This window comes from Stenotrophomonas sp. CASM110, from assembly GCF_049384345.1.
Taxonomy (GTDB): Bacteria; Pseudomonadota; Gammaproteobacteria; order Xanthomonadales; family Xanthomonadaceae; genus Stenotrophomonas; species Stenotrophomonas muris.
Genome location: NZ_JBMRGI010000001.1, coordinates 20,694 through 46,653, shown reverse-complemented (window position 1 = coordinate 46,653; position 25,960 = coordinate 20,694). Strand labels below are relative to the sequence as shown.

Annotated in this window: 30 protein-coding genes; 25 read left to right on the top strand and 5 right to left on the bottom strand. The window is 67.4% G+C overall.

Translation table 11 applies throughout. From position 1 onward, the window contains the following. The first annotated feature begins 8 nt into the window (after positions 1-8). From VG561_RS00235 to VG561_RS00185, 11 genes are all read left to right on the top strand, one after another. The gene (locus VG561_RS00235; RefSeq protein WP_423179253.1) at positions 9-758 is read left to right on the top strand and encodes a hypothetical protein; all 750 of its coding nucleotides are present in this window, start codon (positions 9-11) and stop codon (positions 756-758) included. 49 nt (positions 759-807) lie between these two features. Continuing rightward, positions 808-2,100, top strand: coding sequence for a transporter (locus VG561_RS00230; RefSeq protein WP_049439621.1), 1,293 nt, complete (start codon positions 808-810; stop codon positions 2,098-2,100). Between the two features lie 301 nt (positions 2,101-2,401). Beyond that, positions 2,402-2,692, top strand: a complete 291-nt coding sequence (locus VG561_RS00225) for a RebB family R body protein (protein WP_005416648.1) — start codon at positions 2,402-2,404, stop codon at positions 2,690-2,692. Positions 2,693-2,735: 43 nt separating this feature from the next. Then, positions 2,736-3,005, top strand: coding sequence for a RebB family R body protein (locus VG561_RS00220; RefSeq protein WP_005416649.1), 270 nt, complete (start codon positions 2,736-2,738; stop codon positions 3,003-3,005). Positions 3,006-3,031: 26 nt separating this feature from the next. After that, positions 3,032-3,298: a RebB family R body protein gene (locus tag VG561_RS00215; RefSeq protein ID WP_006446865.1), complete on the top strand. Its 267-nt coding sequence runs from the start codon at positions 3,032-3,034 to the stop codon at positions 3,296-3,298. A 60-nt stretch (positions 3,299-3,358) separates the two neighbouring features. Next, positions 3,359-3,631: a RebB family R body protein gene (locus VG561_RS00210; protein WP_005416651.1), complete on the top strand. Its 273-nt coding sequence runs from the start codon at positions 3,359-3,361 to the stop codon at positions 3,629-3,631. A 70-nt stretch (positions 3,632-3,701) separates the two neighbouring features. Further along, positions 3,702-3,938 (top strand): RebB family R body protein, encoded by a 237-nt coding sequence (locus VG561_RS00205; protein WP_032957589.1) that lies wholly within the window; start codon positions 3,702-3,704, stop codon positions 3,936-3,938. Next, complete coding sequence (locus VG561_RS00200; protein WP_049420461.1) at positions 3,935-4,525, top strand: RebB family R body protein; 591 nt, start codon at positions 3,935-3,937, stop codon at positions 4,523-4,525. Before VG561_RS00205 ends, VG561_RS00200 begins: the two co-directional genes overlap by 4 nt. 47 nt (positions 4,526-4,572) lie before the next feature. Continuing rightward, the gene (locus tag VG561_RS00195; protein WP_046430815.1) at positions 4,573-4,920 is read left to right on the top strand and encodes a hypothetical protein; all 348 of its coding nucleotides are present in this window, start codon (positions 4,573-4,575) and stop codon (positions 4,918-4,920) included. Between the two features lie 20 nt (positions 4,921-4,940). Beyond that, positions 4,941-6,020, top strand: coding sequence for a hypothetical protein (locus VG561_RS00190; protein WP_423179252.1), 1,080 nt, complete (start codon positions 4,941-4,943; stop codon positions 6,018-6,020). Continuing rightward, positions 6,017-6,463, top strand: coding sequence for a hypothetical protein (locus tag VG561_RS00185; protein ID WP_423179251.1), 447 nt, complete (start codon positions 6,017-6,019; stop codon positions 6,461-6,463). The genes VG561_RS00190 and VG561_RS00185 overlap by 4 nt, the downstream gene beginning before the upstream one ends. A 59-nt stretch (positions 6,464-6,522) precedes the next feature. Here the strand turns inward: VG561_RS00185 and VG561_RS00180 are convergent, their stop codons facing one another. Further along, positions 6,523-8,010, bottom strand: coding sequence for a helix-turn-helix domain-containing protein (locus VG561_RS00180; RefSeq protein ID WP_423179250.1), 1,488 nt, complete (start codon positions 8,008-8,010; stop codon positions 6,523-6,525). A gap of 660 nt (positions 8,011-8,670) precedes the next feature. On the opposite strand from VG561_RS00180, the gene VG561_RS00175 reads away from it, so the two are divergent. The 9 genes from VG561_RS00175 (at position 8,671) to VG561_RS00135 (ending at position 16,377) form a co-directional block, all read left to right on the top strand. Then, a complete protein-coding gene (locus tag VG561_RS00175; RefSeq protein ID WP_329767839.1) occupies positions 8,671-8,934 on the top strand; it encodes a CD225/dispanin family protein in 264 nt (87 codons plus the stop codon). A gap of 132 nt (positions 8,935-9,066) precedes the next feature. Then, positions 9,067-10,206, top strand: coding sequence for an SPFH domain-containing protein (locus tag VG561_RS00170; protein WP_014647262.1), 1,140 nt, complete (start codon positions 9,067-9,069; stop codon positions 10,204-10,206). 20 nt (positions 10,207-10,226) lie between these two features. Then, complete coding sequence (locus VG561_RS00165; RefSeq protein WP_032956535.1) at positions 10,227-11,579, top strand: membrane protein; 1,353 nt, start codon at positions 10,227-10,229, stop codon at positions 11,577-11,579. Beyond that, positions 11,576-11,833 (top strand): hypothetical protein, encoded by a 258-nt coding sequence (locus VG561_RS00160; RefSeq protein ID WP_329767841.1) that lies wholly within the window; start codon positions 11,576-11,578, stop codon positions 11,831-11,833. Before VG561_RS00165 ends, VG561_RS00160 begins: the two co-directional genes overlap by 4 nt. A gap of 189 nt (positions 11,834-12,022) precedes the next feature. Further along, positions 12,023-12,607 (top strand): AprI/Inh family metalloprotease inhibitor, encoded by a 585-nt coding sequence (locus VG561_RS00155; RefSeq protein WP_134808907.1) that lies wholly within the window; start codon positions 12,023-12,025, stop codon positions 12,605-12,607. A 69-nt stretch (positions 12,608-12,676) separates the two neighbouring features. Then, positions 12,677-13,636: a cation diffusion facilitator family transporter gene (locus VG561_RS00150; protein WP_049439609.1), complete on the top strand. Its 960-nt coding sequence runs from the start codon at positions 12,677-12,679 to the stop codon at positions 13,634-13,636. A 72-nt stretch (positions 13,637-13,708) separates the two neighbouring features. Continuing rightward, positions 13,709-14,344: a DNA-3-methyladenine glycosylase gene (locus VG561_RS00145; RefSeq protein WP_329767842.1), complete on the top strand. Its 636-nt coding sequence runs from the start codon at positions 13,709-13,711 to the stop codon at positions 14,342-14,344. Beyond that, a complete protein-coding gene (locus VG561_RS00140; protein WP_014647268.1) occupies positions 14,344-14,538 on the top strand; it encodes a hypothetical protein in 195 nt (64 codons plus the stop codon). The genes VG561_RS00145 and VG561_RS00140 overlap by 1 nt, the downstream gene beginning before the upstream one ends. A gap of 120 nt (positions 14,539-14,658) precedes the next feature. Then, on the top strand, positions 14,659-16,377 hold the full coding sequence (locus VG561_RS00135) for a sensor domain-containing diguanylate cyclase (RefSeq protein WP_423179249.1): 1,719 nt from the start codon (positions 14,659-14,661) through the stop codon (positions 16,375-16,377). On the opposite strand, the gene xth is transcribed toward VG561_RS00135, so the two are convergent. Then, complete coding sequence (gene xth / locus VG561_RS00130; RefSeq protein WP_423179248.1) at positions 16,378-17,172, bottom strand: exodeoxyribonuclease III; 795 nt, start codon at positions 17,170-17,172, stop codon at positions 16,378-16,380. Positions 17,173-17,331: 159 nt separating this feature from the next. On the opposite strand from xth, the gene VG561_RS00125 reads away from it, so the two are divergent. Continuing rightward, on the top strand, positions 17,332-18,918 hold the full coding sequence (locus tag VG561_RS00125; protein WP_423179247.1) for an alpha-amylase family protein: 1,587 nt from the start codon (positions 17,332-17,334) through the stop codon (positions 18,916-18,918). Here VG561_RS00125 and VG561_RS00120 read toward each other — a convergent pair. Next, entirely contained in the window at positions 18,888-19,874 is a 987-nt protein-coding gene (locus tag VG561_RS00120) for a TIGR03885 family FMN-dependent LLM class oxidoreductase (protein WP_049406852.1), read from the bottom strand. The genes VG561_RS00125 and VG561_RS00120 overlap by 31 nt on opposite strands. 59 nt (positions 19,875-19,933) lie before the next feature. On the opposite strand from VG561_RS00120, the gene VG561_RS00115 reads away from it, so the two are divergent. The 3 genes from VG561_RS00115 to VG561_RS00105 all read left to right on the top strand — a co-directional run bounded on the left by VG561_RS00115 (position 19,934) and on the right by VG561_RS00105 (position 21,885). Next, positions 19,934-20,317 (top strand): sensory rhodopsin transducer, encoded by a 384-nt coding sequence (locus VG561_RS00115; protein WP_014647273.1) that lies wholly within the window; start codon positions 19,934-19,936, stop codon positions 20,315-20,317. A 101-nt stretch (positions 20,318-20,418) separates the two neighbouring features. Further along, positions 20,419-21,285, top strand: a complete 867-nt coding sequence (locus tag VG561_RS00110; RefSeq protein ID WP_012480369.1) for a glucose 1-dehydrogenase — start codon at positions 20,419-20,421, stop codon at positions 21,283-21,285. A gap of 6 nt (positions 21,286-21,291) precedes the next feature. Continuing rightward, on the top strand, positions 21,292-21,885 hold the full coding sequence (locus tag VG561_RS00105) for a mechanosensitive ion channel domain-containing protein (protein WP_423179246.1): 594 nt from the start codon (positions 21,292-21,294) through the stop codon (positions 21,883-21,885). 116 nt (positions 21,886-22,001) lie between these two features. Here VG561_RS00105 and VG561_RS00100 read toward each other — a convergent pair whose 3' ends face one another. Further along, a complete protein-coding gene (locus tag VG561_RS00100; RefSeq protein WP_423179245.1) occupies positions 22,002-23,945 on the bottom strand; it encodes a MacB family efflux pump subunit in 1,944 nt (647 codons plus the stop codon). A 2-nt stretch (positions 23,946-23,947) separates the two neighbouring features. After that, a complete protein-coding gene (locus tag VG561_RS00095; protein WP_014647277.1) occupies positions 23,948-25,129 on the bottom strand; it encodes an efflux RND transporter periplasmic adaptor subunit in 1,182 nt (393 codons plus the stop codon). 237 nt (positions 25,130-25,366) lie between these two features. On the opposite strand from VG561_RS00095, the gene VG561_RS00090 reads away from it, so the two are divergent. Continuing rightward, positions 25,367-25,933, top strand: coding sequence for a hypothetical protein (locus VG561_RS00090; RefSeq protein ID WP_423179244.1), 567 nt, complete (start codon positions 25,367-25,369; stop codon positions 25,931-25,933). The last annotated feature ends 27 nt before the right edge of the window (positions 25,934-25,960 follow it).

Sequence of the window (25,960 nt, the reverse complement as noted above, 5' to 3'; positions counted from 1 at the left end):
GTTCCGCCATGTTCCGTCACCGCCTGTTGATGGTCCTGCTGCTGGCCTGCCCCGCCCTGCCCCTGCAGGCGGCGGACGCGGCGCCCGGGCGCGGCCTGAAGGAAATCCCGGATCCCGAACTGAACCTGATGCGGGGCCGTTACACCGTGGGCGGCAATACTGTCGCCTGGTTCGGGGTGACGATGGTCTCGCAGTGGCAGGCCAGCAACGGAAGCGTGTTGCAGGGTGCGTTGACCCTGGGCATGGACTTCCGCGGCGGGGGCAGCCCGAAACTGAGCTTCCAGCCCAGCGTGCACGTCACCGCCGCAGATGCGCCGCTGCCGGACACGCAGGGTCGCCACATCGACAGCAGCGGCCTGGCCAACGCCAGCGGCGTGGTGCAGAGCGTGCAGGTGGCCGGCGATGGCAACGTCGCCCGCAATGCGACCACGCTGGTGGTACACAATGGCGCGGTGCCGGCCCTGCCGGATGACGGTGCCCATTCGATCAGTGCACACGCCGCAGGCGTCTCGGCCTCTGCGGTGCTCGACGGCAACCAGGCACGCCTGCTGTTGCAGGTAGATGGCCAGGGCCTGGTCCAGCAATGGATACGCAACGGCAGCGTCGGCCAGGGCATCGCCCTGGCCGGTGACGGCCAGATCGCCAGCAACCAGCTGCGGCTGGAGCTGGTGCGGGATACCGCGGGCGGCAACCTGCCGTTGAGCCAGAACGTGGCCCAGGCGATTGCGATGAACCGCGGCATGGGGCCGGGCCGGTAGTACCACGGCACGGCGTTGGGGGAAGCGCTCCACAACGCAGGACACGAACATGCACACCCTGATGAGGATCACCCCGTTGGCGCTGGCGGCGCTGGCGGGCACCGCCTTCGCCGCGCCACCCGCGGCGGATGATGGCGCCGACGTGCAGGCGCTGGCCAGCCAGCTGGAGCAGCTCAAATCCAACTACGCGCAGGAAGTGCGGCGGCTGCGCGAACTGGACATGCAGGTGCAGGCGATGCAGGCGCGCCTGAGTGGGAAGGTTGGCCCGATGGCCCCGTCTACGGCTGCGCCCGTCGAGCATGGCTCGCCCCTGCAGACGTCACCGGGCAGCGAAGGCTATGCCAGCAGTGCCGCCGAGGCGCAGCAGGCAAAGCAGGAATCGCGGCGCAGCGTGGATGATGTGAAACAGCAGCAGTCGGCGCTGTTCTCGCGCCGCTTCACCGTCGAGAACAGCCTCACCTACGCCCGCTACGACCGCAAGCAGCTCACCCTCAATGGCTTCCTGGCGCTGGATGCGATCTTCCTCGGCAACATCGCCATCGAGAACGTCGAGTCCGATTCGCTCACCTACAATCTGGCCGCGCGCTGGGGCGTCAGCCCGAACCTGACGCTCAACCTGGACGTGCCATACCTGGCGCGGCGCACCGTCTACCAGAAGGGCGGTGCCGGCGGTGCGGCGGCCGCGATCGCGCAGGAAGAGACCAATGGCAACGGCCTGGGCGATATCGGCCTGAGTGCGAATTACCGCTTGTTCGGCGAGCGCGGCTGGCGCCCGGAAGCCGTACTCACCGCCGGAGTGACCGCGCCCACCGGGCGTGCGCCCTACGGCCTGGACTGGAAAGTGATCGAGCGCGATGACGATGACTACATCCGCTTCGCCGTGCCCAAGGAACAACCGACCGGCAATGGCGTGTGGCAGGCCAACGTCGGGCTGTCGATGGTCAAGACAGCCGATCCGGCGATCCTGTTCGCCAACCTCGGCTACGTGCATTCGTTCCCGCGTGGTTTCAGTGACATCGACAGCAACCCCGACACGGTCAACCCAGGTGACGTGAAGCTCGGCGGCTCGGTCTACTTCGGCGCCGGCGTGGCCTTTGCGTTCAACGAGCGCACCAGTCTCAGCCTGTCCTTCAGCGACCGCATCAGCGCCCGCGCTTCCACCCGTTTCCAGGGCGGGAAGTGGATGAAAGTGATTGGCAGCGACGCCAACGCGGCGTCACTGAATCTGGGTGTGACGTATGCGCTCAACCAGCACACCACGCTGGTGACCCTGCTGGGCATCGGGCTGACCCCGGATGCACCGGACTTCACGCTGGCGTTCAAGATCCCTTACATGCTCTGACCCGCCCGATCCGGCGACGCTGTGGCCGACAGCCCCTCGCCGCCGGATCGCGCTGCCCACGCGCAGGCCCTGTGTGTGCTCCAGGGCAACGCGCCAGCGCTGGCGACGACGGCGATGATCATCAGTTCCGCCGTATTCACGCCGCACCTTCACGGTGATCCCACCGCATTCTCCGTCGATTCCGCCAATCCGGCGGCGGCGCCATTTCCTACTCTGGCCCCACGGTGAAGCCCAGGCCGCTGCAGGCAACGCACCGTGACACTGGATACCACGCACTTCCACCCTTTCGCAGGAGCAGGACATGGCATTTCCAACCGCGGTAAACGACCAGATCACCGATTCGGTCACCCAGGCCAACACCAAGGTGCTGGGCGACGCGCCCGCCGTGGCAGTGGGCAATCTGTACCAGGCCACCGCACAGGCGCTGGCCAATGCCGCCCACAACGCCACCAACGCGCAGCAGCAGTCCTACGTCACCGCGCAGTCGGCCACCACCATGGGCGTGGCCACCCTGTACTCGATCGATACCGCCACCACGGCGGTAGCGAGCAAGGAAATCCTCAGCACCCGCGTCCGCGGCCTGGGCTCCTGATCTGTCGTTCCATCGCTGACCCGCCAACCTCAAGGAGATCGACATGGCATTCCCGACCGCTGTAAACGACCAGATCACCGATTCGGTCACCCAGGCCAACACCAAGGTGCTGGGCGACGCGCCCGCCGTGGCCATGGGCAATCTGTACCAGGCCACTGCGCAGGCGCTGGCCAACGCCGCCCACAATGCCACCAATGCGCAGCAGCAGTCCTATGTGACGGCGCAGGCAGCCACCACCATGGGCGTGGCCACGCTGTACTCGATCGACACCGCCACCACCGGCGTGGCCACCAAGCAGATCCTCGGCGCGTGATGCGCCGGCAGGCAAGGAGCTGAGCCATGGCATTTCCCACGGCCGTCAACGACCAGATCACCGACTCGGTCAGCCAGGCCAACCTGCAGGTGCTGGGCGTGGCGCCTGCCACGGCAATGGGCACGCTGTACCAGGCCACCGCGCAGGCGCTGGCCAATGCCGCCCACAACGCGACGCTCGCCCAGCAGCAGATGTATGTCACGGCGCAGGCCGCGACCACGATGGGCGTCGCGCTGCTCTACGCCGTCGATACCGGCGCCACCGGCGCCGCCACCCGGAAGATTCTCGGCTGATTCCATTGAGTGCCGGCAATCTCCGTTCCTGTAGTGCTGTCCACCCTAGGAGCTTCCACCATGGCATTTCCCACCGCCGTCAACAGCCAGATCACCGATTCGGTCTCGCAGGTCAACACCAAGGTGCTTGGCGATGCGCCGGCCATCGCAATGGGCAACCTGTTCGTGGCCACCAGCCAGGCGCTGTCCAACGCCGCGCACAACGCCACCAACAACCAGCAGCAGTCCTACGTGACCATGCAGGCGTCGACCACCCAGGGGGTGTCCACGCTGTATGCGATCGACACCGCCTCCAACGGCGTGGCCACCCGCGAAATCCTGGGCCTGCGCTGACGTGTCGGCCCGGCGTGACGCCAACCACCGCGCCCCCGCCCAGGGCGGCGTCACGTCGGGCCCCTGATCGATGGCCGCATCGCCCGCCACCGGCTACCTGCTGGCAACCACCAGCGCCGGATCCGGTGTGGCGATCGCCCTTGCCCCCTCGTTCGCGATGTCCGCCACCTACCTGGCGATGGCCGACAGCCTCGGCCTGGCAATGCAGAACGCGGTGGCCAACCAGCAACGCGGCCAGGTGACCGCCGGCGCAAGCCTGGCCCAGGTCCTGGCCCTGATCATCCAGAAGGGAGCCGTTCCGTCATGAGCAGTGAGAACACCGTCAACAGCCAGATCGTCGACAGCGTCAGCGCCGCCTCGACGTTGCTGGTGGCCCAGGGTCCGGCGCAGTCCTTCAGCATGCTGGACATGGTGATGCTGGAGACGCTGGGCACCGCCATGCACAACGCCGTCGCGCGCCAGCAGGGTGCAGGCATGGTCAGCAACGCAGCGGTCACCGCCACCTGCGCGAAGATGATCAACGCTCCCTGGCCGGTGCCGCCACCCGCTCCGGAACCCCCTCCGCCGCCACCACCGCAGGTCATCCCCCTGCCCGGCCCGGTGCCGGCGCCCCCTTCGCCTGCGGCGGTGATCGCCGCGGCCACCGCAGAAGGAAAGACCGCTATCAGCGTCCTGCAGGCACAGACCCACGGTGCCACTGCCGACGCTGCGGCCGCTACCAGCAGCCTGCATGCACTCCAAACGCTTGCAGGCAATGCGGCAGCGCCCGCGCCCGGTCCTGCGCCCGACCCCGCGTCCGGTCCGGATCCGGACGCAGGTCCCGCCCAGGATCCCGCGCCAGACTCCTCTTCCCCTTCCCCTTCCCCGGCAGACGACGCTGACGCCGGGGCCTGACAGACTGCAGGCCGCCTGCGGCCCCACCCGCCCATCAAGGAGCCCGTATGGACCCGAGCAACGTCAACGCCCAGATCATCGATGTGATCAACCAGGTGCAGACGGCCACCATGTCAGCGACCGTCGTGACGACCAGTGGTGCCGGCAAGGCCTACCAGTCGGTGGCCCAGTCTGCGGCGATCGCCGTACAGGATGCCGCCGACGCCCTGCGCAATGTCTCAACCATCGCGACCACCGCGGCCGGCGTGGCCATGGCCCAGTACCTGGCGACGGGGGACGAAAAGTATGCAAGGGTGCTCACGCAGGCGCAGAACATGATGCAGGGGGCCACCGCCGACTTCAACCGCGTCGGCAATGCCGCTGCGACCGTCCTCAAGGAATTTCCGGCCCAGTGAGGCCGCCAGGAGATCCACGCATGAGCATTTTCATTGCCGGTCGTTCCATCCCCCAGGCCAACCTGATCAGTCAATCCTGCAGGCATGTCCTTCAGTTCATCGACGGCGGCGAGCACTGGTTGAAGTGGGCCATGGAATCGCATGAGCACCGCTACGCCTTCTCCGACGAGGGCACGATGCTCGATGGGGTGCAACAGGGCCTGCACGGTTCGCGCATGACATGGTTGCCGCGCACCGGGTTGCAGATCGGCCCGGTCAAGCTGCTCAGCCTTGGTGCCAGCGACCTCGGTGCCCTGCGCAACATGGAGTTTGATGACGAGACACGCCTGTCGCACAACGAGGCACAGCGAGTGCTGGAAAAACACCGGCTGCTGACCAACGCCGAGCTCGGCGCCTCGCGCGCGTTCCTGGCTTCGATCGGCGCGGCCGACGCACCCCTGCTGCAGCAGCTGGACTTTCGCGAATCGGTGGCGCTCCACCAGCTGACCGGTGAGGTGGGCATGTCCGCCGCAGGGCGCGACGACCTGGCCGACGCTGCCGGCTTCGCGCTGCTGCACGCGCGCAGGCCCATCGAGTTTGCCGACTACTTCCGCTTCTACCAGCGGGTGAGCACAGGAGGTGGCAGCCGCGAACATCGGCTGACGCGTGCCACCCGTGCGTTGCAGCAGGTGCTGCCGATCCTGTTCGGCTTCCTGGACGGGCCGCAGCTGCCACAGTTGCCGTCGCCAGAGCAGGTGCGCGAGGCGATCGACGCAAGCCTGGCCGCGCACCGGCAGATCGGCTATGCCCGCATCTCGCTGGCCGCCCAGCAGATGGCGGCCTGCTTCGACGACGAACCCGAACTGCTGCAGGATGACAGCCGGTTGCGCGAGGCCGCGCGGTGGCAGCTGCGCGATGCGCAGGAATTCCTCAACGAACATCCGGTTTCCCGTGGCCGGCTGGGCCAGGACGGTGCCAGCGTGCAGTTCGCGATCGATGGTTCCAGAGCGAAGGCGCTGATACAGGTGGAGGACAATGTGATCACCCTGCAGGATTACCGCCGAACCCGCCGCCACCTGGGCGATGAAGCGCGGGTGGATTATCAGAAGGATGCAGTGTGAACCCGGCTCCGGCGCCAGATGGCGATGGCGTGCAGGCAGCAACAGAGGCCTTTGCTTCGGCAGCCGGCGCGGCCGTTGCTGCCGGACGCCTGGCGGCCCGGCAACAGGCGCAGAAGATCCTGGCCGATGCCCAGACGGCATTGCGCCACATCCTGGGGGAGCGCAGTGACGGTGTTCCCCCCTCATCCCCAGCAGGAGCACCGACGATGACCTTCCCGACCCCGCTTCCCGGCAAGCCCACTCCCGCCCATCCGGCGGGCAGAACCCCGATGGAGATCGCCCAGGAACTGGCGGACGCCGCAATGGCTGCCAGTGAAGAAGGCATCCGCGCCGCGATGAAGGTTTCGCAACGCGCGGTCGAGGCCGCCGCCGAGGCCGCGCGACGCGCGGACGAAGCGGCCGAACATGCCGTGCAGCGCGCTGCCGAAGCCAACGCGCGCTGACGCTGCGTCTGCCATCCCAACGCCCCGGGCAGGCCCGCGCCTGCACCGGGGCGTTGCTTTTACTGGTGCGGGCTTCGCCGGTAGCTGCGCGGGCTGACCCCTACCGCGCGCCGGAAGCTCTTTTCGAAGTGGCTCAGGTCACCGAAGCCGACCTGCAGTGCGACATCGGTAATGCGCAGGCGCTGCCCATCCCGCAGCAGCTGCTTGGCGTGCTCGATGCGCAGTTGCTGCAGCAGCAGCTTGAACGTCGTGCCCAGCTCGCTGCGGAACAGGAATCCCAGGTGTGACTGGCTCACATGGGCCTGACGGGCAAGGTCGCCCAGCGTGAGCGGCTCTGCGGCATGGTCCTTCAGGTAGGCCAGAGCGCGTTTCAGACCGTCGTGCAGGCCTTCATGCGCTGCCCGCGGCGTATCCGGCTGCGCGGGCGCAGGACCGACGGTCTGCTCAACCGCGGGCAGCCGTTGCGGGGCGCGCCCGACATCGCTGGCAACGTGGCCTGCAGCCAGATCCGGCGCGTGGCGTGCAAGATCCTCACGACGGATGCATCGGCCACCGGTCATCACCGCCAGCCGGACCACCACCCGCTCCATTTCCAGCAGATTGCCGGGCCAGTCGTGCGCGCACAGGGCTTCCAGCACATCGTCGCCCAGCACGCGGGGATTGAATCCATGCAGCTCCAGCGAACGCGCCGCCAGCGCGCCGATGTCCTCCACCCGTTCGCGCAGCGGTGGAATATCCACGGTCAGGAACTCCAGCCCAGCCAGCAGGGCGCGCGAGAACTGCTTCTCTCTCACCCGTTGTTCCAGGTCCGCGCTGGTCGACGCGATCACCCGTATCGGGCCGGCCGCCAGCGCGTCAGCTTGAGCGGCAGGCAGCCCACGCATGCGATGTGACAGCTGCCCCTGCAGCGGCACCGGCAGTTCGTCGACTTCGTGGAAGTACAGCGTCCCGCCCTGCGCGCGCGCGAACCAGTCGCTGGCTTCGCCCAGCGGGTGAACACAGTTCACTTCCACAAACGGGCCCTGCCGGGAAGGGCCGCCACTGTGCAGGGCGGCGGCCAGCTCCATCTTCTCGGTACCAAACTCGCCGCGCAGCAGGACCGGCAACGGGCTGGCCGCCGCGCGTTCCACGAATTCATCCATCTGCTTCAGCGCCTCGCCGGCGCCGACCAGCAACAGCGGCCGGCTCAATGCCTGTTCGGCCCAGGCCTTGGCTTCGTAGCGCTTGATCAGATGCGCGCAACGCTGGGCAAACTGCTCCCCCAGCGCCAGGGCACTACCATCCAGCCGGCCCTTCTCGCCCTCCAGGTGCAGCTCACCCAACACCTCGCCGCCATAGCGGATGGGAACCCGCTGCAAGGAAACCTCTTGCCCGGACGCAGCTGGCAACCCCGCAGCTGCCCCTGCCACCGCACCACGCAACCGCACTTGGCCACCCCGCATCACCTTGTGCTGGGACAGCTCCTTCACGAACGCGCCCAGCAGCTCGGGCAATGACGGATAGGGCCGATAAGCGCGCTGCAGCATCTCACTGACTTGCCTGTGCATCGAAACTCCCCTTTGGAATGGCGACCCGATGCATCTGCAACGGGCGATCTCGCGATGCAGGCCCTCCGGCATCATCGCGGGATGCTGCGACGTCCACGCCGCATGCCGTGCCCGCTGGTCGCACCGCTGGTGCCGTGCACGCTGTCCGCTCCCGCAGTGCCGGGAACTGCCATCGCTGCTGGAGGTCGGCAAGGCGGACGTCGTCCAGGCCGGGGTCGTGCGCCACAGGGCGGCACTGCCTGTGACGCGGCGCTCCCTGTGTTCCGGCCATCGCGTCCCTGGATTATGGGAAACGAGTTTCCAGAAAATAAGCATGATAATGACGTGAATATCCGCGCCGGATATTTGTCGCCCGCGTTTCCGTGCACCGCGCACCGCAAAGCAGGTGAAGGCAAGGCGCCGGGATTCCATCCACGCTGATGATCAACGCGTCTGAGCGAACCAGGGACGGGCACGTATTGCGCCGCCGTGACGGCTGCACCGCCTGCTCGCCCAGGCCCGCAGGCCACCGCGCCTGCCTGCCGCGGCGCCGCTCCCGATCAATGACCCATCGACCAGCAGAAGATTGCGCACCACGCACGGGTGGCATGCCTTCCGCTGCACCTGGCCTGTCGGCATACTCGCGCTCCCGACCGCAGCACGATCAAGGAGATCGACCGCATGGACCGCACCCCGCCACCCGTGCCCCCCAGGAACTACCTGATGTGGGCCATCCTGAGCATCATCGCCGGCTTCTGGCCGTTCGGCATCGTCGCCACCGTCTACGCCAACCGCAGCACGTCATTGGTCGCCAGCGGCCAGATCGGCGCGGCCACCGAGGCTTCGCGCAAGGCGCTGCGCTGGATGATCGCCTCCTTCCTCACCCTGCCACTGTGCCTGGCACTGGTGATCGGCTATGCCCTGATCGCGCGCGGCATGGCCTGAAAGCCTGCCGTCGCCGTCGCGCCATGATGAATGGCAGGCGCGCGCGGCGGTGGCGGCGGCCCATCCCGCTCCTCTATAGTCAGTCCAGCTCGGCAGGCATGGTGCCTGCCCTCGAATCACAGGGAGTTGGACATGGGTCTGGTACAGGCGGTGAAGGGTGCGGTGGGTGGTGTGCTGGCCGACCAGTGGAAGGACTTCTACACCGTGCCCACGGGCCTGCCCTCGACGGCGGCCCTGTTCGCGGCGGTACCGCGCGGCACCAATGCCGGCCGCGGCTCCAATACCAGCGGCTCGTCCAACATCATCACCAACGGCTCGAAGATCATCGTGCCGGAGGGCTACGGCCTGCTGCTGTTCCAGGACGGCGCGATCACCGCGTTCGTCGCCGAACCGGGTGGCTACGAGTGGCGTTCGGACGATCTGAACTCGCAGTCGATCTTCGCCGGCGACGGCTTGGTCAGCACGTTCATCAAGCAGAGCTGGGAGCGCTTCAAGTTCGGCGGCCAGCCGGGTTCGCAGCAGGCGGCGTATTTCGTGTCGCTGAAGGAACTGCCGGACAATCGCTTCGGTACCCAGTCGGAAATCTACTGGGACGACGGCTTCCTCAACACCCAGGTGGGTGCGGTCACGCGCGGCTCCTACACGCTCAAGATCGTCGACCCGATCCTGTTCGTGAAGAACTTCGTGCCGGCCAGCTACCTGCAACCTGGCCAGGTGTTCGACTTCACCGACCTGGACAACGCCGCCGCCAGCCAGTTGTTCAATGAAGTGGTCGGTTCGCTGGCCCCGGCCTTCAGCCTGTACACGAACGACCCGGGCAAGGGCAACCGCATCACCAAGCTGCAGCAGGATTCGCTGGGCTTTGCACAGAGCCTGTCTGCCGCCGTCGAGCAGGGCTACCAGTGGAAGTCCGACCGCGGTCTGGCCATCGTCAAGACCGCCATCGTCTCGATCGAGTACGACGCCAACACCCGCGAACTGCTGAAGACCGTGCAGCGCGCCGATGCCCTGTCGGGTTCGCGCGGCAATTCCAACCTGCAGGCCAGCGTCGCCCAGGGCATCCAGTCGGCCGGAGAGAACGGCGGAGCGGCTGGCCTGGTCGGTGTCGGCATGGCCTCGGGCATGTTCGGTGTCGGCGGCATGCAGCAGCCGGTCGCCCCGGCTGCCGACGACCCGGTGGCCAAGCTGAAGAAGGCCAAGGAAATGCTGGATCTGGGCCTGATCACCCAGGGCGACTATGACGCCCTGAAGGCCAAGGCACTGGGCCTGTAACAGCAGGACGCACAACGAACATGTCCGATCCCCGAAACGGCCCGCCGCCGCTGCCCGGATCCGCGCCCGCGACGCCGCCGCCCTTGCCGGCGGCGTCGTTGGATGGGCCCGGTTCGCCGCAGGACGTCCCTCCCCTGCCCGGCAGCTTCCCGCTGGACACCTCGAAACTGCCACAGGCCATCCGTGATGAAGTGGAAGCGCCCGACCCCGTGGCCATCGATACGTCGGCCAGCGAGCTGAAGGACGGCCTCAACCGCTGCCCGAAGTGCGGTGCCACCGACATCCGGCCCAAGGCCGGCACCGACATCCTGGTCTGCCTGTACTGCCGTCACGAATGGCATGGCGCACGCGTCGAGGAAGAGTTCGGCCTGGGCGAGGCCATCGACCAGCTGCGCGGTACGGTCATTGCCTCTGGCGCACGTGACATCGACGCCGACACCTCGGCACTGATGACGTTCAAATGCACCGGATGCGGCGCTGAAGTCACGGTCAATACCGAGAGTACGATGACGGCGCGCTGCCACTGGTGCCGCCATGTGTTCGGCGTCAACGAGCAGATCGCCAATGGCGCGGTGCCCGATGCAGTGCTGCCCTTCCATATCAGGAAGGACGATGCGGTCGCGCGCATCCGCCAGTTCGTCGACAAGCGCCGCATGTTCGCGCTGAAGGCATTCAAGGACCAGTTCACCCCGGAAAACGTGGTGGGCGTGTTCCTGCCCTACATGATCGTCGACAGCAATGTCAGCGCGGCCGTGGCCGGCAAGGGTGAGATCCAGACCCGGCAGTACACCGTGGGCAGCGAGAAGAACAAGCGCACCCTGTACGACGCCGATGTCTACCAGGTCGAGCGCCAGGTCGACTTCACGGTCGATGACCTGCCACTGGAATCCTCGGCCGAGCGCGGGAATCTCGATACCCGCGCCAACACCAACAACATCATCAACACCATCCTGCCGTTCGATACCAAGAACGCGGTGAAATGGAACGCCTCGTACCTGGCCGGCTTCACCTCCGAAAAGCGCAACCTGGATGTGGAAAAGCTGCGGCCGCGGCTGGAAGACCAGCTGCTGTCGATCGCCCGCGCACAGGTGGAAGGTTCGGTGAAGCGCTACAACCGTGGCGTGCGCTGGGAACAGGAGCAGCTGGAGGTGCATGGCACCCGCTGGGTGTCGATGTACCTGCCGGTGTGGTTGTACTCCTACCACCAGCCCGGCAAGAACGGCGGCATGCTGCACTACATCGCGGTGAACGGCCGTACCGGCGAAACCATGGGCAGCGTGCCCGTGCAGCAATGGAAGATGCTGCTGGCGGCACTGGCCACCGGCACCGTCATTGAAGCCCTCGCAATTGCCTTCCTGGTGGCATCGACATGAGCGACGACAGTGGCCTCTGGCTGTTGGCGGCAGGTCCGGCCGGCGCAACCGCGCTGTACTGGGCGCTGTACCGCTATTACCGCAACACCGACAAATCGCACTCCTTCGAGCACGAGACCGCCATCGAGGCCAAGCCGGTCGCCGGCTCGGACCAGCAGGTAGGCCGGGTTACCGGTACCGAGGAAAAGCGTATCCGCGGTGACAATGTGTATGAGTACCGGAAACGGGTGGTGCGGGTAAAGCCCGACCCGTAGCGCCAGGCCCTGCCTGGCTGCGGGTAGTGCCGGCCGCTGGCCGGCATTCCTTCGGTTCCTGGGCGCCAAGAGGGAGCCGGCCAGCGGCCGGCACTACCCTTCGCTGGGCTGCCCCAGCGCACATCCTCACACCGTCTCCCGCCCCACCGGTTCGATACTCGCGCGGTCCGCCCTTCCGAGGATGCTGCAATGGCTGCCGTGCTCGCCCGTACCTGCCTGTCCGCGTTGTGCTGCCTGGCCCTGCCCGCCCTGGCCCAGGACGCCTCGTTCGGCTTCGGCGAACAGACCACCCACACCGACCAGACCACGCAATCCAGCAGCACCCGGACCCAGAGCAGTGGCGCGGTGACCACCCAGACCACCACCAGCGGCAGCTCGCAGTCCGGGTCACGCAGCGAAAGCAAAGAGATCGACGTGGGCTTCGGTTTCCACGACGACAACGACGACTGGGGCCGCGACCGCCACCGTGGCGGCCGCGATGTGCGCGACAGCGATCTGTTCGGCAGCTGGACGCTGGGCCAGGAGAACGGCAACACCTGCTCCATCGAGCTGAAGAACATCGAGTGGTTCGGCGGCTACAGTGCCTACGTGCCCGCCGGCTGCCCGGATGGCTTCTTCTCGGCCAACCGTTGGGTACTGTCGGGCAACCAGCTGCTGCTCACCGACACCAGCAACACCGTGTTCGGGCGCTTCCGCGCGTCAGGCGGTGGGCGCTGGACGGGCTACCGTGAATCGGATGGGGCGCGTTTGTACCTCAATCCCAAGGGGCACTGATCGCGCCGTGCACGCAATGGGCACGCGCTGATCGGGAAGATCAGGCGTCCGCCCCGCCCCGCCGCCGAAATGTCCGCTCCCACCGGTTCCCGTCTGGTCATCTATGCCGCCCTCGCGGGCAACCTGGCCATTGCCATCGCAAAGTTCATCGCTGCCGGCATCTCCGGCAGCTCGGCCATGCTCAGCGAGGGCGTGCATTCGCTGGTCGACACATTGAATGAACTCCTGCTGCTGTACGGGCTGCGCCGTGCCGGCAAGGCGCCAGACCCGGTACATCCATTCGGCTATGGCCGCGAGCTGTACTTCTGGAGCTTCATCGTCGCCCTACTGGTGTTCGCCGCTGGCGCCGGCGTCTCGGCGTACGAGGGCATCCAGCACATCCGCCGGCCGGAGCCGGCCACCAACCACGCGTTGAGCTACAGCGTGCTGGGCATATCCATCCTGTTCGAGGGGGCCTCCTGGTGGGTGGCGCTGCGCGAGTTCCGGCGTACCAAAGGCAAACTTGGCTACTTCGAAGCCTTCCGCCGCAGCAAGGATCCGTCCACCTTCACCGTACTGCTGGAAGACAGCGCTGCGTTGCTCGGGCTGGGCTTCGCGTTGATCGGCCTGGTGGCCGCGCAGGTGCTGGATATGCCGGTGCTTGATGGTGTGGCGTCGCTGTGCATCGCCGGCGTGCTGGCCGCAACCGCCTTCCTCCTGGCCCGTGAAACCAAGGGCCTGCTGGTTGGAGAGCCTGCCCACCCTGCGGTGGCCGAGCGGATCATGGCGGTGGCCGAAACCGATCCGGACCTGCGTCGCGCGAACGGCGTGACCACCATGCAGATGGGACCGGAACAGGTCGTGGCCATGCTCAGCGCCGAGTTCGAGGACGATCGGCAGACCCCACAGATTGAAGCCTGCATCACCCGCATCGAAACGGCGGTAAAGCGCGAGTATCCGGAGCTGGTGGCACTGTTCATCAAGCCGCAGACGCCCGAGGTCTACGCCGCCCGGCGCGCCACGCTGGCGGCACCGCCCGCGCCGGAATGACGCTGCGTCTGCGCCCGTTTCACCAGTCCAATGCCACAGTGCCACCAACATCTGCCCGAGCCTGCCTCTACCGTGCCGGATTGGTTGCCCGCCTCTCTCCAGATCCTCCCGCGCAGCTTCTACCGGCGCCCGCCCGTCGAGGTTGCGCCCGAGCTGCTCAACAAACTTCTGGTCCGTGACGATGGCCGAACGGGTCGCATCGTTGAAGTCGAAGCGTACGCAGGCAGCGTCGATCCGGCGGCGCACTCCTATCGCGGGCAGACGCCGCGCACGGCCAGCATGTTCGGTGAGGCCGGCCACCTGTATGTCTATTTCACCTACGGCATGCACTGGGGCAGCAACGTGGTCTGCGGAGAGGTCGGTGAAGGCGTGGCGGTGCTGCTGCGGGCCGTCGAGCCGCTGGCGGGCCTTGAGCGCATGCACGAGCTGCGCCCCGCCGCGCGCCGGGATCACGATCTGGCCAGCGGCCCCGGCAAGCTCTCGCAGGCATTCGGGCTGGACCGCAGTTTCGACGGCGCCGACCTGGTGACTGGCAGCCATGGCATCGTGATCGCAAGCGATCGGACCCCACCTCCGTCCGACCCGGTAATTGGTCCACGCATCGGCATCACCCGCGCGGTCGATTTCCCTTGGCGCTGGCACATCCGTGACAATCGTCACGTATCGATTCAGCCACGGCGTACTCCCGCCCCTGCGAGGAAACGATGATGACCCCGCTCGACAAACCACTGCGACGCGAACTGGACATCGATGGCCGGCCCCATACCCTCACCGTGGACCCCGAAGGCCTCAAGCTGGTCGAAAAGGGCCGACGCAAGGGCATCACGCTACGCTGGCAGGACCTGGTATCCGGCGATGCCGCACTGGCCACCGCCCTGCAGGCATCGCTCCAGCAACACTGAGCGGGCGCGGCCACCTCACATCGGCATCACTCTGCCATGGCGATACATAACGCCGTGCGCACTAGCGTAGCGCCAGCCAGCTGCCGCAACCGCCCTCGCCACCCAGCCCTGAAAAGCGCCATGGACGAAGCCGAACGTCTGCTCGAAATCGAACGACTGCACCTGCTGGATACGCCCCCTGAGCCGGTGTTCGATGCCATCGTCGCCGCCGCCCGCGCCGCGACCGGCATGACCATGGGGCTGATCACCGTGGTGGCCGAAGACCGGCAGTGGTTCAAGGCCAATATCGGGCTGGAGGCCGTCACCGGAACGGCCCGCGAGATCTCCTTCTGCACGCATGCGATCCGCCACGACGAGCTGTTCGAGATACCCGACGCGCGCCAGGATCCTCGCTTCTCGACCAATCCCCTGGTGACCGCCGGGCCGCGCATCCGGCACTACGCCGGCATCCCGCTGGGCTCGGCCCATGGTGCACGCATTGGCACGCTGTGCCTGCTCGACCCGATGCCCGGCGTGCTGTCCCCCTCCCAGCGCGAACTGATGGTGCATCTGGCGCGGGTCACCACCCAGGTGCTGGAACAGCGCAGTACCCTGATGGCGCAGGTTGGCCAGGCGAAAGCGCTGCATCGCGAGCTGAAACGCAGCGAAGACTTCCTGGAGCGGACCAACCGCGCCGCCCGGGTGGGCGGCTGGGAGATGGACCTGGTCACCAACGAAGTGCGCTGGACCCGCGAGACCAAGCAGCTGCACGGCGTGCGCAGCAACTTTGAACCGACGCTCGACACCGCGCTGTCGTTCTATCGCGAAGACAGCCGCAACATCATCCGCGCGGCAGTGCAGCGTTGCATCGACGAAGGCACGTCCTGGGAGGTGCAGCTGCCAATGACCACCGCCGACGGGCGCGCGATCTGGACCCGTGTGGTCGGCAGCCGGCAACAGGTCGACGGCCATCCGCGCCTGGTCGGGGCGATCCAGGACATCACGGACGAGCGAGCCGCGCTCGACGCGCTGGAAGCGAGCGAGACCCGCTACCGGCGACTGTTCCACTACAGCCTGGGCCTGATCTGCACCCACACGCTGGACGGGACATTGACCTCGGTGAATCCCGCGGCGGTGCAGTCGCTGGGCTTCGAGGAAAGCCAGATGGTCGGGCGCAGCCTGTGCGACCTGATGCCGCCGGAAAAACGCGAGGGCTTCAAGGCCTACCTCGCTCGGATCCAGGCGAACCACACCGACGCTGGCGTGATCGAGCTGATTGCCGCCGACGGTACGCGCCACTACTGGGCGTACCACAACGTGCTCGACAGCGAGGCCAGCCCGCCCTACGTGCTGGGGCATGCACAGGACGTCACCGCGCTGAGGATGCAGGAGCAGCAGCTGCGCGAAATGTCCTTCAAGGATCCGCTCACGCAGTGCTACAACCGGCGTTACCTGCACCGGCTGGATGAACTGATTGATGAGCGCTGGGCCTGCGTGATGTTCGATCTGGACCACTTCAAGCACATCAACGACACCCAGGGCCACCGCCGCGGCGACGCCGTCCTGGTCGAGTTCGCCACCTTCCTGCGCTCGCCACTGGGCAAGGAGGAGACGGTGGTGCGGCTGGGCGGCGACGAATTCATGGTGGTACTGGTCGCGCCCGCGGATGGCCGGTTGAGCGAACTGGAGCACTGGTACCAGGACCACGCTGCGCTGTCGCCCAGCGCTTTCTCGATGGGTGCAGCCATCAACACGGCCGGTGAGCCTGTGGCCGACACCATCCAGAAGGCGGACAGCCGCCTCTACCGGGCCCGCGCGCGCGTGCGCCGCGAGCGGCGCGAAGGCCCCGCCGTGCGTTGATCACGCCGCCCGCACCGTCACCCACGTCGGCGCGTGGTCGCTGGCCTTTTCCTGCAGACGCACCCAACGGTCGACGCCAGCGTCCTTCAGTCGCTCCGCCAGTACGGGATTCAACAGCAGATGATCGATGCGCAGCCCACGGTCGCGCTCGGCATGTTGGCGGAAATAGTCCCAGAAGGTGTAGATCGTGGCGTCGCCGTGCACCTTCCGCAGCGCATCGGTCCAACCCTGCGCGAGCAGCCGCTCGAAGGCATCGCGAACCTCGGGCTGGAACAGCGCATCGTGGCGCCAGGCCTTGGGGTCGTAGACGTCGGCTTCGGTGGGAATCACGTTGAAATCACCCAGCAGCAGCGCCGGGTGCGGCAGCTCGACCAGGCTGCGCGCGTGCCGGATCAGGCGTTCCATCCAGCGCAGCTTGTAGTCGAACCTGGGCCCGGGCTGCGGGTTGCCGTTGGGCAGGTAGAGGGCACCCACGATGACCCCGTGCACCGCCGCCTCCAGGTAGCGGCTCTGCGTGTCGCTGGGCTCGCCGGGCAATCGGCGGCGGCTCTCGACCGGCGTGGTCCCCCGAGCCAGCAACGCCACGCCGTTCCAGCGCGCCTCACCTTGCCAGAGCGCACCGTACCCAGCCTCCTCCAACGACGCAGCCGGAAACGCCGCGTCGGTCGCCTTCAGTTCCTGCAGGGCAACCACGTCGGGCGATTCCCTGTGCAGCCAGTCCAGCAGCTGTGGCAGGCGCGTGCCGATGCCGTTGACGTTGAACGTGGCAATACGAAGCGTCTTGCGTCGGGCCATGCAGGAAGCCTCCTCGGTGCCGGGAATGAGCATTCACTCTGCGCGCCCGGGCATGCACGGGCCGTGGATGCCACGTCATGATGCGGTGCCATTCGTTTCACGAACCGCTGCCACGCGCGACAGCAGGCTGGTCACCCGTGAACAGTGCCGGAGAAGCCCATGGCGGTGCGTCCGCTGCGCGCCATCTACCAGATCGACCCCTACCTGTTCCGCGACAGCGACGGCCGCGGCTGGGGCACGCTGGATGGCATCACGGAAAAGCTGGACTACCTGCAGTGGCTTGGCATCAGCCATGTCTGGCTGCTGCCGTTCTACTGCAACGCCGGCCGCGATGGTGGCTACGATGTCAACGATCACTACCGTATCGATCCGCGCCTGGGCGACCAGGCCGCGTTCCAGCGCCTGGTCGATGCCGCCGACGCACGTGGCATCGGCATCATCGTCGAACTGGTGATGCAGCACACCGCCAGCGCGCACCCGTGGTTCGTCGCCGCGCAGCAGGGTGACCCGGCCTGGCGCCGCTGGTACCTGTGGAGCGACCACATGCCTGACGACGGCCTGCAGCCGATGTTCCCGCCGATCGAGGCCTCTGTCTGGACATGGGATGCCGAGGCCGGCGCGTTCAACCGGCACATGTTCTACCGGCACGAGCCGGACCTCGACCTGGCCCATGCGCCGGTACGCGAGGAACTGCTGCAGGTAATGACGTTCTGGCTGCAGCGCGGCGTGGCCGGCTTCCGCGTCGACGCGGTCCCGTACATGGTCGAGCGCGCCCGCCACGCGGACCCGCGCGACGACGGGCTGTGGCTGCTGGAGGCGATGCGCGCCACGGCAGACGCGCAGCAACCAGGGCTGCCACTGATCGGCGAAGCGGATGTCCGCGCGTCCCGCTACGGTGACTTCCTGTGCCACGGGCGGCGGCTTTCGCACCTGCTGGATTTCCACCTCAACAATCACTTCTTCCTGGCACTGGCACGCGGCGATGCCAGCGAAGTGGCCCGGGTCATGGCCGAATACGGCCCGCACGCGCCGCCGGACACACGCATTGCCTGGCTGCGCAACAATGATGAACTGGACCTGGAGCAGCTGGAGCCGGATGAGCGCGAAGCGGTGATGGAACGCTTCGCTCCTGAGCGTGGCATGCGCATCTATGGCCGTGGCGTCCGCCGCCGGCTGGCACCGATGCTGGACGGCGACATCGCATGGCAGGCAATGGCCTGGGCGGCGCTGCTGTCGCTGGGCCAGGTGCCGGTGATCCGCTATGGCGAAGAGATCGGCCTCGGTGATTGCCTGGAGCTGCCCGAACGCAATGCTGTGCGCATGCCGATGCACTGGCATGACGGCCCAGGGGCTGGGTTCACCGACCAATCGCGGCATGCCTGGCGCGCGCCACCGGCGGACGGCCCCTACGGTTACCGCACGGTGAATGTCGAGGCGCAACGCGCGATGCCGGACTCACTGCTGCTGCGGGTGCGCGAGCTGCTGCAGCAACGCAATGCCCATCCCGTGCTGCAGCAGGGGCCACACACGCTCGACCCACCCTCACCCGCGCTGCTGATGCTCCGCTTCGGTGAGGCACCCCATCAGGCACTGGCACTGATCAACTTCGGCGACAACCCGGTTGAGGTGGACGTACCCCTGCACGGCCCGCTGCACACGCTGGTGGTCCACGGCGCCAAACTGCAGGGTCGTCGCTGCTACCTGCAGGGCCATGGCTATACGTGGCTGGCTGCCGAGGGTGCCTGAGTGCGCAGCGCAGGCAGTACGTGTTCGGCGAAGTCGTCGATGAAGCGTTCCTGCTCGCGGTTCACGTTGTGCAGGTAGATGCGATCGAACCCCAGGGACTGCAGCTCCTGCAGCCAGGCCCGATGCTGGCCCAGGTCTGCCGAGACATGCACGTGCTCGCGCACCACCTCGGCGCTGACCGATCGGGCCTGTGCTTCGAACTGTTCGGGCTGGTCCAGGCCTTCGGCCAGTTCCGGCGGCAGCACGTTGGCGCTCCACTGCTCCATCGCGCCTTCCAGCGCCGCCTGTTCGGCGCGCGCGTAGGAGAGCTTGGCCTGCAGGTACATCGGCTTGCCCCTGCCGCCGCCGTCCTCGAACGCCGCCACCACACGCCGCAACTGCGCCAGTGGCTGGCTGATGGTGATCAGGCCATCGGCCCAGCCCCCCATCCAGCGTGCGGTTTCCTCGGTGACGGCCGCCCCCAGCAGCGGCAGGGGAAGCGCCGGGCGACTGTAGAGCCGTGCCTGGCGCACCCGGAAGCCACCGTCGTGGTCGACCTGCTCGCCGCCCCACAGCCGCCGCATCACCTCGGCCGCATCGCGCAATGCCTTCTGCCGCTCGCGCTTGGCTGGCCACGGCTGGCCGGTGATGCGCTCGTTCAGGGCCTCGCCGGTACCCAGCGCCAGCCAGATCCGGCCCGGCGCCAACTGTTCCAGCGTCGCCGCTGCCTGTGCCACCAATGCCGGGTGCTGGCGCAGCATCGGGCAGGTCACCATGCCCAGGGTCAATGCGCTCTGCACCGCCAGCGCGCCGGCCCATACCCAGCTGTGCCCGGACTGCCCTTGCGCAGTCGTCCACGGGTGGAAATGGTCCGAGCACATCAAAGCCTCGAATCCCGCCTGTTCGGCGCGCAGCGCCAGGCCCAGCAAGGTGGCGGGCGGGAACTGCTCATGCGATGCGTGGTAGCCGATGGTCATCACGGATTCCGTGCGGGGACTGGACACGATGGCAACACCCCTCCAGCTAAAACGGCGTCATGGAAACGAACACTTCCTGCATCGGGCATCGACGCTGGGCTATCGCCGAAGGCTACATTCCAGCCTGGAGCAACGGCCCGTCGCCGGAGATGCAGAGTCACGAAACCTGCTGCGTCCTCAATGCGGGCAACGAGGACGCGCATGTCACGCTGACCCTCTACTTCGAGGACCGCGATCCTGTCGGTCCCTACCGGATCACCGTGCCAGCACGACGCACCTGCCACCTGCGCTTCAACGACCTGCAGGATCCGGCGCCGGTACCACGCGGCACCGGCTTCGCCACCCTCATCGAATCCGACCAGCCGATCATCGTGCAGCACACGCGGCTGGATTCGCGGCAGCCGGCCAACAGCATCATGACCACGATCGCCCATCCCTTGTGAAGCACCGTGCGCAGTCGTCCACGCTGCCACGACACCGCGCCCTCCGGCCGTTTACCCGCTCCGAGCGAGACTGCCGCCAGGTTCCCTTTCGGAGAGTGACGATGGCCCTGCCCGACTACCCACGTCCGCCCTTCCCGGCGCAGCAGCAATCCTTCCCCGGCAAGACCGCGCAGATGCAGCCGCGGCCGGACCACGGCGAGGACAGCTACCGCGGCCATGGCCTGCTGCAGGGCAAGAAGGCACTGATCACCGGCGGTGACAGCGGCATCGGCGCAGCGGTGGCCATCGCTTTCGCGCGCGAGGGCGCCGACGTCGCCATCGCCTTTCTTGATGGCGAGCAGGACGACGCCCGCCATGTGCAGCAGCAGATCGAACAGGCCGGGCGCAAGGCCGTGCTGGTGCCCTGTGACATCAGCGACCCAGCGCAGGCGCGCTCGCTGGTAGACCGCGTGGCCAGCGAGCTGGACGGTCTCGACATCCTGGTCAACAACGCGGCCTACCAGCGCTACTACGAGCACTTCGACGACATCACCCTGGATGACTGGAAGCGGACGTTCGATACCAATGTCCATGCCGTGTTCAATCTGACGCGGTTGTGCGTGCCACACCTCCGCGGTGGCGGCGCGATCATCAACACCGCATCGGTCAATTCGAAGCGACCGACCCCGAACATCCTTCCGTACTCTGCGACCAAGGGCGCCGTCGCCAACCTGACGCTGGGGCTGGCGGGCCTGCTGGCCGAGCATCAGATACGCGTCAACGCCGTGCTGCCCGGCCCGATCTGGACACCGTTCATTCCGGCAGGCATGGCCGCCGAAGAGGTCGAGCAATTCGGCTCGCAGACGCCGTTCGGCCGCCCCGGGCAGCCCGCGGAACTGGCCTCGGCCTACGTGATGCTGGCTTCGGACAGCGCCAGTTATACCTCCGGTGCCTTGCTGACCATCTCCGGCGGCGCGGCAACGCTGTGACCGCCCATGGCCGGACTGCCTGCCTGGATAGCGGATTGGCTGCTGGTGGTGGTACCGGTGGCCGAGGTGCTGGTCATTCTCGGGGTGGCCTGGCTGATGGTGCGTGCACTGGCGTGGCTGCTCGTGCAGGCCCGGCAGCGCGGCAGGCTGGCTCCAGAGCTTCATGTGGGCCTGCGCCGCGGCGGTGCATTGCTGCTGTATCTGGCGGCCGCGCTGCTGATACTGGAGCGGCTGGGCGTTTCGCGCTCGGTGCTGTGGACCGCGCTGACCGGGTTCATGGCGGTCGGTGCGGTGGCGTTCTTCGCCGCATGGAGCGTGTTGTCCAACCTGTTCTGTTCGTTCCTGATCGTGGCTACGCGCCCGTTCCGCATCAACGACACGATCGAAGTGCTGGAAAGCGTGGACAAGCCGGGCCTGTGCAGCCAGGTGGTGGACATCAACCTGATCTACACCACGCTGAGTGACCGTGGCGAAGGCGCGCGCGGTTGCCTGCTGCGCGTGCCGAACTCGTTGTTCTTCCAGCGCATCACCCGGCACTGGGGTGACAGCGGCTATTCGCAGCTGCCGGGCAGCCTGCCGATAAAGGGCAAGGTGCGCTGAGCAGCTGTAGAGCCGAGCCCATGCTCGGCTCGCTGCGCGCAGCGCAGGGTGCGTCGCGGCCGAACGGAGCGCAGCCGAGCGTGGGCTCGGCTCAACAGGTGCCACAGCGGGCGACCCTACTCCGCCGCCAATGCCTGGATCGGGTCCAGCTGTGCGGCATTGCGGGCCGGGAAGTAGCCGAAACCCAGCCCGATTGCCGACGAACATGCCAGCGCGGCGAGCACCGGCCCTGGCGTGAACAGGAACGGCACCCCCAGCGACAGCAGGCTGGACAGCGCACCCACGGCGAAGGCCAGCAGTACACCCAGCACGCCACCGGACAGGCAGATCAGCACCGCCTCGATCAGGAACTGGCGCAGGATGTCGCCCTGCCTCGCCCCCACCGCCAACCGCACGCCGATCTCGCGCACGCGCTCCTTCACCGACACCAGCATGATGTTCATCACGCCCACGCCGCCAACCACCAGCGCCACCGCCGCGATCGCCGAAACCAGCGCCGCCATGGTCTGGCTGGATTTCATCACCGCCTTGCGGATCTGGTCGGCGTTGTAGATGAAGAAGTCACGACGGCCATGCAGGCGCTGCAGCTCGGCGCCCAGCGAGGCCTCGGCGGCATTGGTGGGTACGTTGTCGCGTACGCGCACGGTGATGCTTTCCAGCCGCTGGCTGCCCAGCAGCCGGGAGGCAGCCGACGTATAGGGAACGTAGACGGTTGGCGTGGCCCCACCGGCGAATGCATTGGCACCCACCACGCCGATCACCTCGACCGGCATGCCGCCCAGCAGCACCGTGCTGCCGATAGGGTTGCCAGCGAACAGTGCCTTCGCTGCCTTCTGGTCGACCACGCCCACTGCCCGATGCGCCTCCACCTCGGCATCGGTGAAGAACCGGCCGGCCCTCAGGCGCAGCCCGCGCACGCGCGGCAGATCGGCACCGGCGCCCAGTACCTGCGTATTGGCTCGTCGGCCGCCCTGCAGTGCTGCTACCGAACCGCTGAGGTTGGGGCTGACACTGTCCACGTAACTCAGGGCGGCCAGGTGATCGGCATCGCCTACCACCAGCGTCTCGATCTCCGCCGAGCGCGGGTCACCGAAATCGGCGCCCGGGAAGATCTCCAGCGTGCTGGCGCCCAGCTCGTTTATCTGCGCCTCGACCTGCGCCTGCGCGCCTTTGCCCAGCGCAACCACGGTCACGACCGCGGCCACGCCGATGATGATGCCGAGCATGGTCAGCAGGGTGCGCAGGCGATGGGCCAGCATCGAACGCACTGCCATGCGCGTCGCCTCGCGCACGGCATCGATGCGGGCGCGCCGCTCGGTAGCCGCCGTGGATGTGCGCGCCGGTGCGTCCGCACCCTGCCGCACTGAAGGGCCTCGCTCCTGGCGATCCGCCACCACACGCCCATCGGCGATCTCGATCACCCGTGACGCGTGGGCAGCAATCGCCGCATCATGGGTGACCAGGATCACGGTATGGCCCTGCGCATGCAGGCGCTCGAGCTCCGCCATCACCTGCCTGCCACTGGCATGATCCAGCGCGCCGGTCGGCTCATCGGCCAGCACGATCGCGCCGCCGTTCATCAGCGAGCGTGCAATGGAGACGCGCTGCTGCTGGCCGCCGGACAACTGGCTGGGCTGGTTCGCGGTCCGCTCGCCCAGGCCGAGCGTTTCCAGCAGCAGGCGGGCACGCGTGGTGCGCGTATCGGCCTCCACCCCGGCATAGACGGCGGGCAAGGCCACGTTTTCGGTGGCACTGAGGTTCTCCATCAGGTTGTAGCGCTGGAAGATGAAGCCGAAGTGCTCGCGGCGCAGGCGCGCCAGCTGGTCAGGCGACATCTGCTCGGTCGCAGCCCCCTCCACGCGATAGCTGCCTTCGGTCGGCCGATCCAGGCAGCCCAGGATGTTCATCAGCGTGGACTTGCCCGAACCCGAGGGGCCGATGATGGCGATGAACTCGCCAGGATCGATGCGCAGCGAGACCTCCTTCAGCACCACCACCTCGCCGGCGGCCGAGCGATAGGCGCGCGATACGCCCTTCAATTCCAGCAGTGCGTCGGCCATGCTCACATCCCCAGCAGGCTGGTGGGTTCGGCATCGCCACCGCTGGGCGCCTGGCCGACCACCACGTTCTCGCCCGCTTCCAGGCCAGAGAGGATCTGCACGGCGGTGGCGGTGCGCAGGCCGGTAGTCACAGCGCGCTCGTGGGCGCGGCCTTTCGCATCGACTACCCGCACGGTTGCGCCGTTGCCGTTCTTGTCGTCGGACTCGCTCAGGGCGGTCAGCGGCACCTGCAGTGCATTGGCCACGCGTGCCAGCTGGATCGTCACTTTCACCGTCATCGAAGGCTTCAGCATCAAGCCCGGATTGGCCACGTCGAACAGCCCCGCGTAGTACACCGCTTTCGGCGTCTGCGCCGATCCGCCGCTGTTGCCGCTGGACGCGTCGGCAATCGACGACGGCGCTGGCTCAAGCTGCTGCAGGTGCGATTCATAGCGGCGCCCGCTCGGTCCCAGCGTCGAGAACCACAACGGTTGGCCGGGTGCGATCAGTTCCACGTCAGCCTCGGCGATCTCGGCGCGCACCGTCATCGTGTCCATCTGTGCCAGCATCACGATGGTCGGCGTGGTCTGCATCGAGTTCAGCGTCTGCCCCGCCTTGGTGACGATGGCCACGATGTAGCCCTCGGACGGCGACACGATACGGGTGTAGCCCAGGTTGATGCGGGCGGTTTCCACCTGGGTCACCGCCTGGTCGATCTGCGCCTGCAACGCAGCGGCATCCGCGCGCGCCGCATCGCGCGCCACACGTGCCGCTTCGAAGCCTTCCTGCGAGACCAGCCGCGACGCCACCAGCTGCGATTGGCGATCGTACGTGCGAAGGGCCTGGCGGTAGCGCGCCTGGCTGGCCGCATGTTGCGCACGCAGCGCGTTGGCGGCGGCTTCGGCACTGCGCAGGGCAATGCGCTGCGGTTGTGAATCCACTTCGGCAATCAGGTCGCCGGCCTGCACGTGCTGGCCCAGCACCACATGCAGGCGCGTGACCTGCCCGGAGACCTGCGCGCCCACGGCCACCAGTTCTTTCGGATTGACCCGGCCGACCGCCTGCACGGTCTTTTCCAGACCGGCGACCCTTGCCGGTGCGGTGATCAACGCGGCATCCTCGCCATCGGCAAACGCCCACCAGCAACCGCCGCCGGCAAGAACGGCCAGCGTTGCGGCAATGATCCAGGTCCTGCGGTTGTTCATCGAAACTTCCGGGGGTGCGTGCAGTCGCCCGGTGCGACCGCCAGGGCCGCAGTCTGGAAGCCCCAGGTGGATGTTTCTTGGAGCGGCTGTGGAGATTGGATGGAGACGCGACCGCCGTTCAGGCACCGCGTCGGCGGCTGAATCCATGGCGCGGCTCCACGCAATCTCGACACAATCTCGACCAAGTCTCCATCAACGGTCGCTAGCCTCGGCGGCCTCGCCGACTGCCAGCCTGCCGTGCCCCTTTCCTACCCGGACCTGCCAACCATCGATGTGCGCCGTGCCTACCTGGCGTGGTGCGCGCCTTCGCCGTGGTTGATCGCACTGGTGCTGGCATCGACCAGCACATGGATGTGGGTCGCACCGTATCCGCTACTGCCGTTGCTGGCCGGCTTCGGGGCCGCCGCCCTGCTGGGGTTCCGCAGTGACGGGCCCGGACGCACCCGCCGCTCCGGGTCGCTCGCATCGCTGGCCTTGATCGGCCTGGCGTTCTGGTCGGCAACACCTCCGGCCGCCAACGTCAACCTGCATCTGCTGCTTGCGCCCGCCACCGCCGTGGTCGCCGCCCTGCTGGCAGTGCGCCTGCGCGCCATCGTGGGCATGGCCTCGCGGCTGCAGGCCCGGGTGAACGCCACCCCCATGGCCTCGCGCTGGAACGCGCTGCCTGCCGCGGTGTCTACCCTGACGCTGCAGCAGCTGCGCGGCGCGGGTTCGGTGGACCCCAGCCTGCAGCGCTCGCTGGTGCTGGCCACGCTGGCCTGGGCGGCCAACGAAGAGGCGCAGGCCAGGGAACGCCGACGATGACCCCGTCCCTGTCCCGCCCTGCCCGCC

Bases quoted from the DNA above. Each gene is read 5' to 3' on its own strand.
- VG561_RS00235 (WP_423179253.1), top strand. From the start codon at position 9: ATGTTCCGTCACCGCCTGTTGATGGTCCTGCTGCTGGCCTGCCCCGCC.
- VG561_RS00230 (WP_049439621.1), top strand. From the start codon at position 808: ATGCACACCCTGATGAGGATCACCCCGTTGGCGCTGGCGGCGCTGGCG.
- VG561_RS00225 (WP_005416648.1), top strand. From the start codon at position 2,402: ATGGCATTTCCAACCGCGGTAAACGACCAGATCACCGATTCGGTCACC.
- VG561_RS00220 (WP_005416649.1), top strand. From the start codon at position 2,736: ATGGCATTCCCGACCGCTGTAAACGACCAGATCACCGATTCGGTCACC.
- VG561_RS00215 (WP_006446865.1), top strand. From the start codon at position 3,032: ATGGCATTTCCCACGGCCGTCAACGACCAGATCACCGACTCGGTCAGC.
- VG561_RS00210 (WP_005416651.1), top strand. From the start codon at position 3,359: ATGGCATTTCCCACCGCCGTCAACAGCCAGATCACCGATTCGGTCTCG.
- VG561_RS00205 (WP_032957589.1), top strand. From the start codon at position 3,702: ATGGCCGCATCGCCCGCCACCGGCTACCTGCTGGCAACCACCAGCGCC.
- VG561_RS00200 (WP_049420461.1), top strand. From the start codon at position 3,935: ATGAGCAGTGAGAACACCGTCAACAGCCAGATCGTCGACAGCGTCAGC.
- VG561_RS00195 (WP_046430815.1), top strand. From the start codon at position 4,573: ATGGACCCGAGCAACGTCAACGCCCAGATCATCGATGTGATCAACCAG.
- VG561_RS00190 (WP_423179252.1), top strand. From the start codon at position 4,941: ATGAGCATTTTCATTGCCGGTCGTTCCATCCCCCAGGCCAACCTGATC.
- VG561_RS00180 (WP_423179250.1), bottom strand. From the start codon at position 8,010: ATGCACAGGCAAGTCAGTGAGATGCTGCAGCGCGCTTATCGGCCCTAT.
- VG561_RS00175 (WP_329767839.1), top strand. From the start codon at position 8,671: ATGGACCGCACCCCGCCACCCGTGCCCCCCAGGAACTACCTGATGTGG.
- VG561_RS00170 (WP_014647262.1), top strand. From the start codon at position 9,067: ATGGGTCTGGTACAGGCGGTGAAGGGTGCGGTGGGTGGTGTGCTGGCC.
- VG561_RS00165 (WP_032956535.1), top strand. From the start codon at position 10,227: ATGTCCGATCCCCGAAACGGCCCGCCGCCGCTGCCCGGATCCGCGCCC.
- VG561_RS00160 (WP_329767841.1), top strand. From the start codon at position 11,576: ATGAGCGACGACAGTGGCCTCTGGCTGTTGGCGGCAGGTCCGGCCGGC.
- VG561_RS00155 (WP_134808907.1), top strand. From the start codon at position 12,023: ATGGCTGCCGTGCTCGCCCGTACCTGCCTGTCCGCGTTGTGCTGCCTG.
- VG561_RS00150 (WP_049439609.1), top strand. From the start codon at position 12,677: ATGTCCGCTCCCACCGGTTCCCGTCTGGTCATCTATGCCGCCCTCGCG.
- VG561_RS00140 (WP_014647268.1), top strand. From the start codon at position 14,344: ATGACCCCGCTCGACAAACCACTGCGACGCGAACTGGACATCGATGGC.
- VG561_RS00135 (WP_423179249.1), top strand. From the start codon at position 14,659: ATGGACGAAGCCGAACGTCTGCTCGAAATCGAACGACTGCACCTGCTG.
- xth (WP_423179248.1), bottom strand. From the start codon at position 17,172: ATGGCCCGACGCAAGACGCTTCGTATTGCCACGTTCAACGTCAACGGC.
- VG561_RS00125 (WP_423179247.1), top strand. From the start codon at position 17,332: ATGGCGGTGCGTCCGCTGCGCGCCATCTACCAGATCGACCCCTACCTG.
- VG561_RS00120 (WP_049406852.1), bottom strand. From the start codon at position 19,874: ATGACCATCGGCTACCACGCATCGCATGAGCAGTTCCCGCCCGCCACC.
- VG561_RS00115 (WP_014647273.1), top strand. From the start codon at position 19,934: ATGGAAACGAACACTTCCTGCATCGGGCATCGACGCTGGGCTATCGCC.
- VG561_RS00110 (WP_012480369.1), top strand. From the start codon at position 20,419: ATGGCCCTGCCCGACTACCCACGTCCGCCCTTCCCGGCGCAGCAGCAA.
- VG561_RS00105 (WP_423179246.1), top strand. From the start codon at position 21,292: ATGGCCGGACTGCCTGCCTGGATAGCGGATTGGCTGCTGGTGGTGGTA.
- VG561_RS00100 (WP_423179245.1), bottom strand. From the start codon at position 23,945: ATGGCCGACGCACTGCTGGAATTGAAGGGCGTATCGCGCGCCTATCGC.
- VG561_RS00095 (WP_014647277.1), bottom strand. From the start codon at position 25,129: ATGAACAACCGCAGGACCTGGATCATTGCCGCAACGCTGGCCGTTCTT.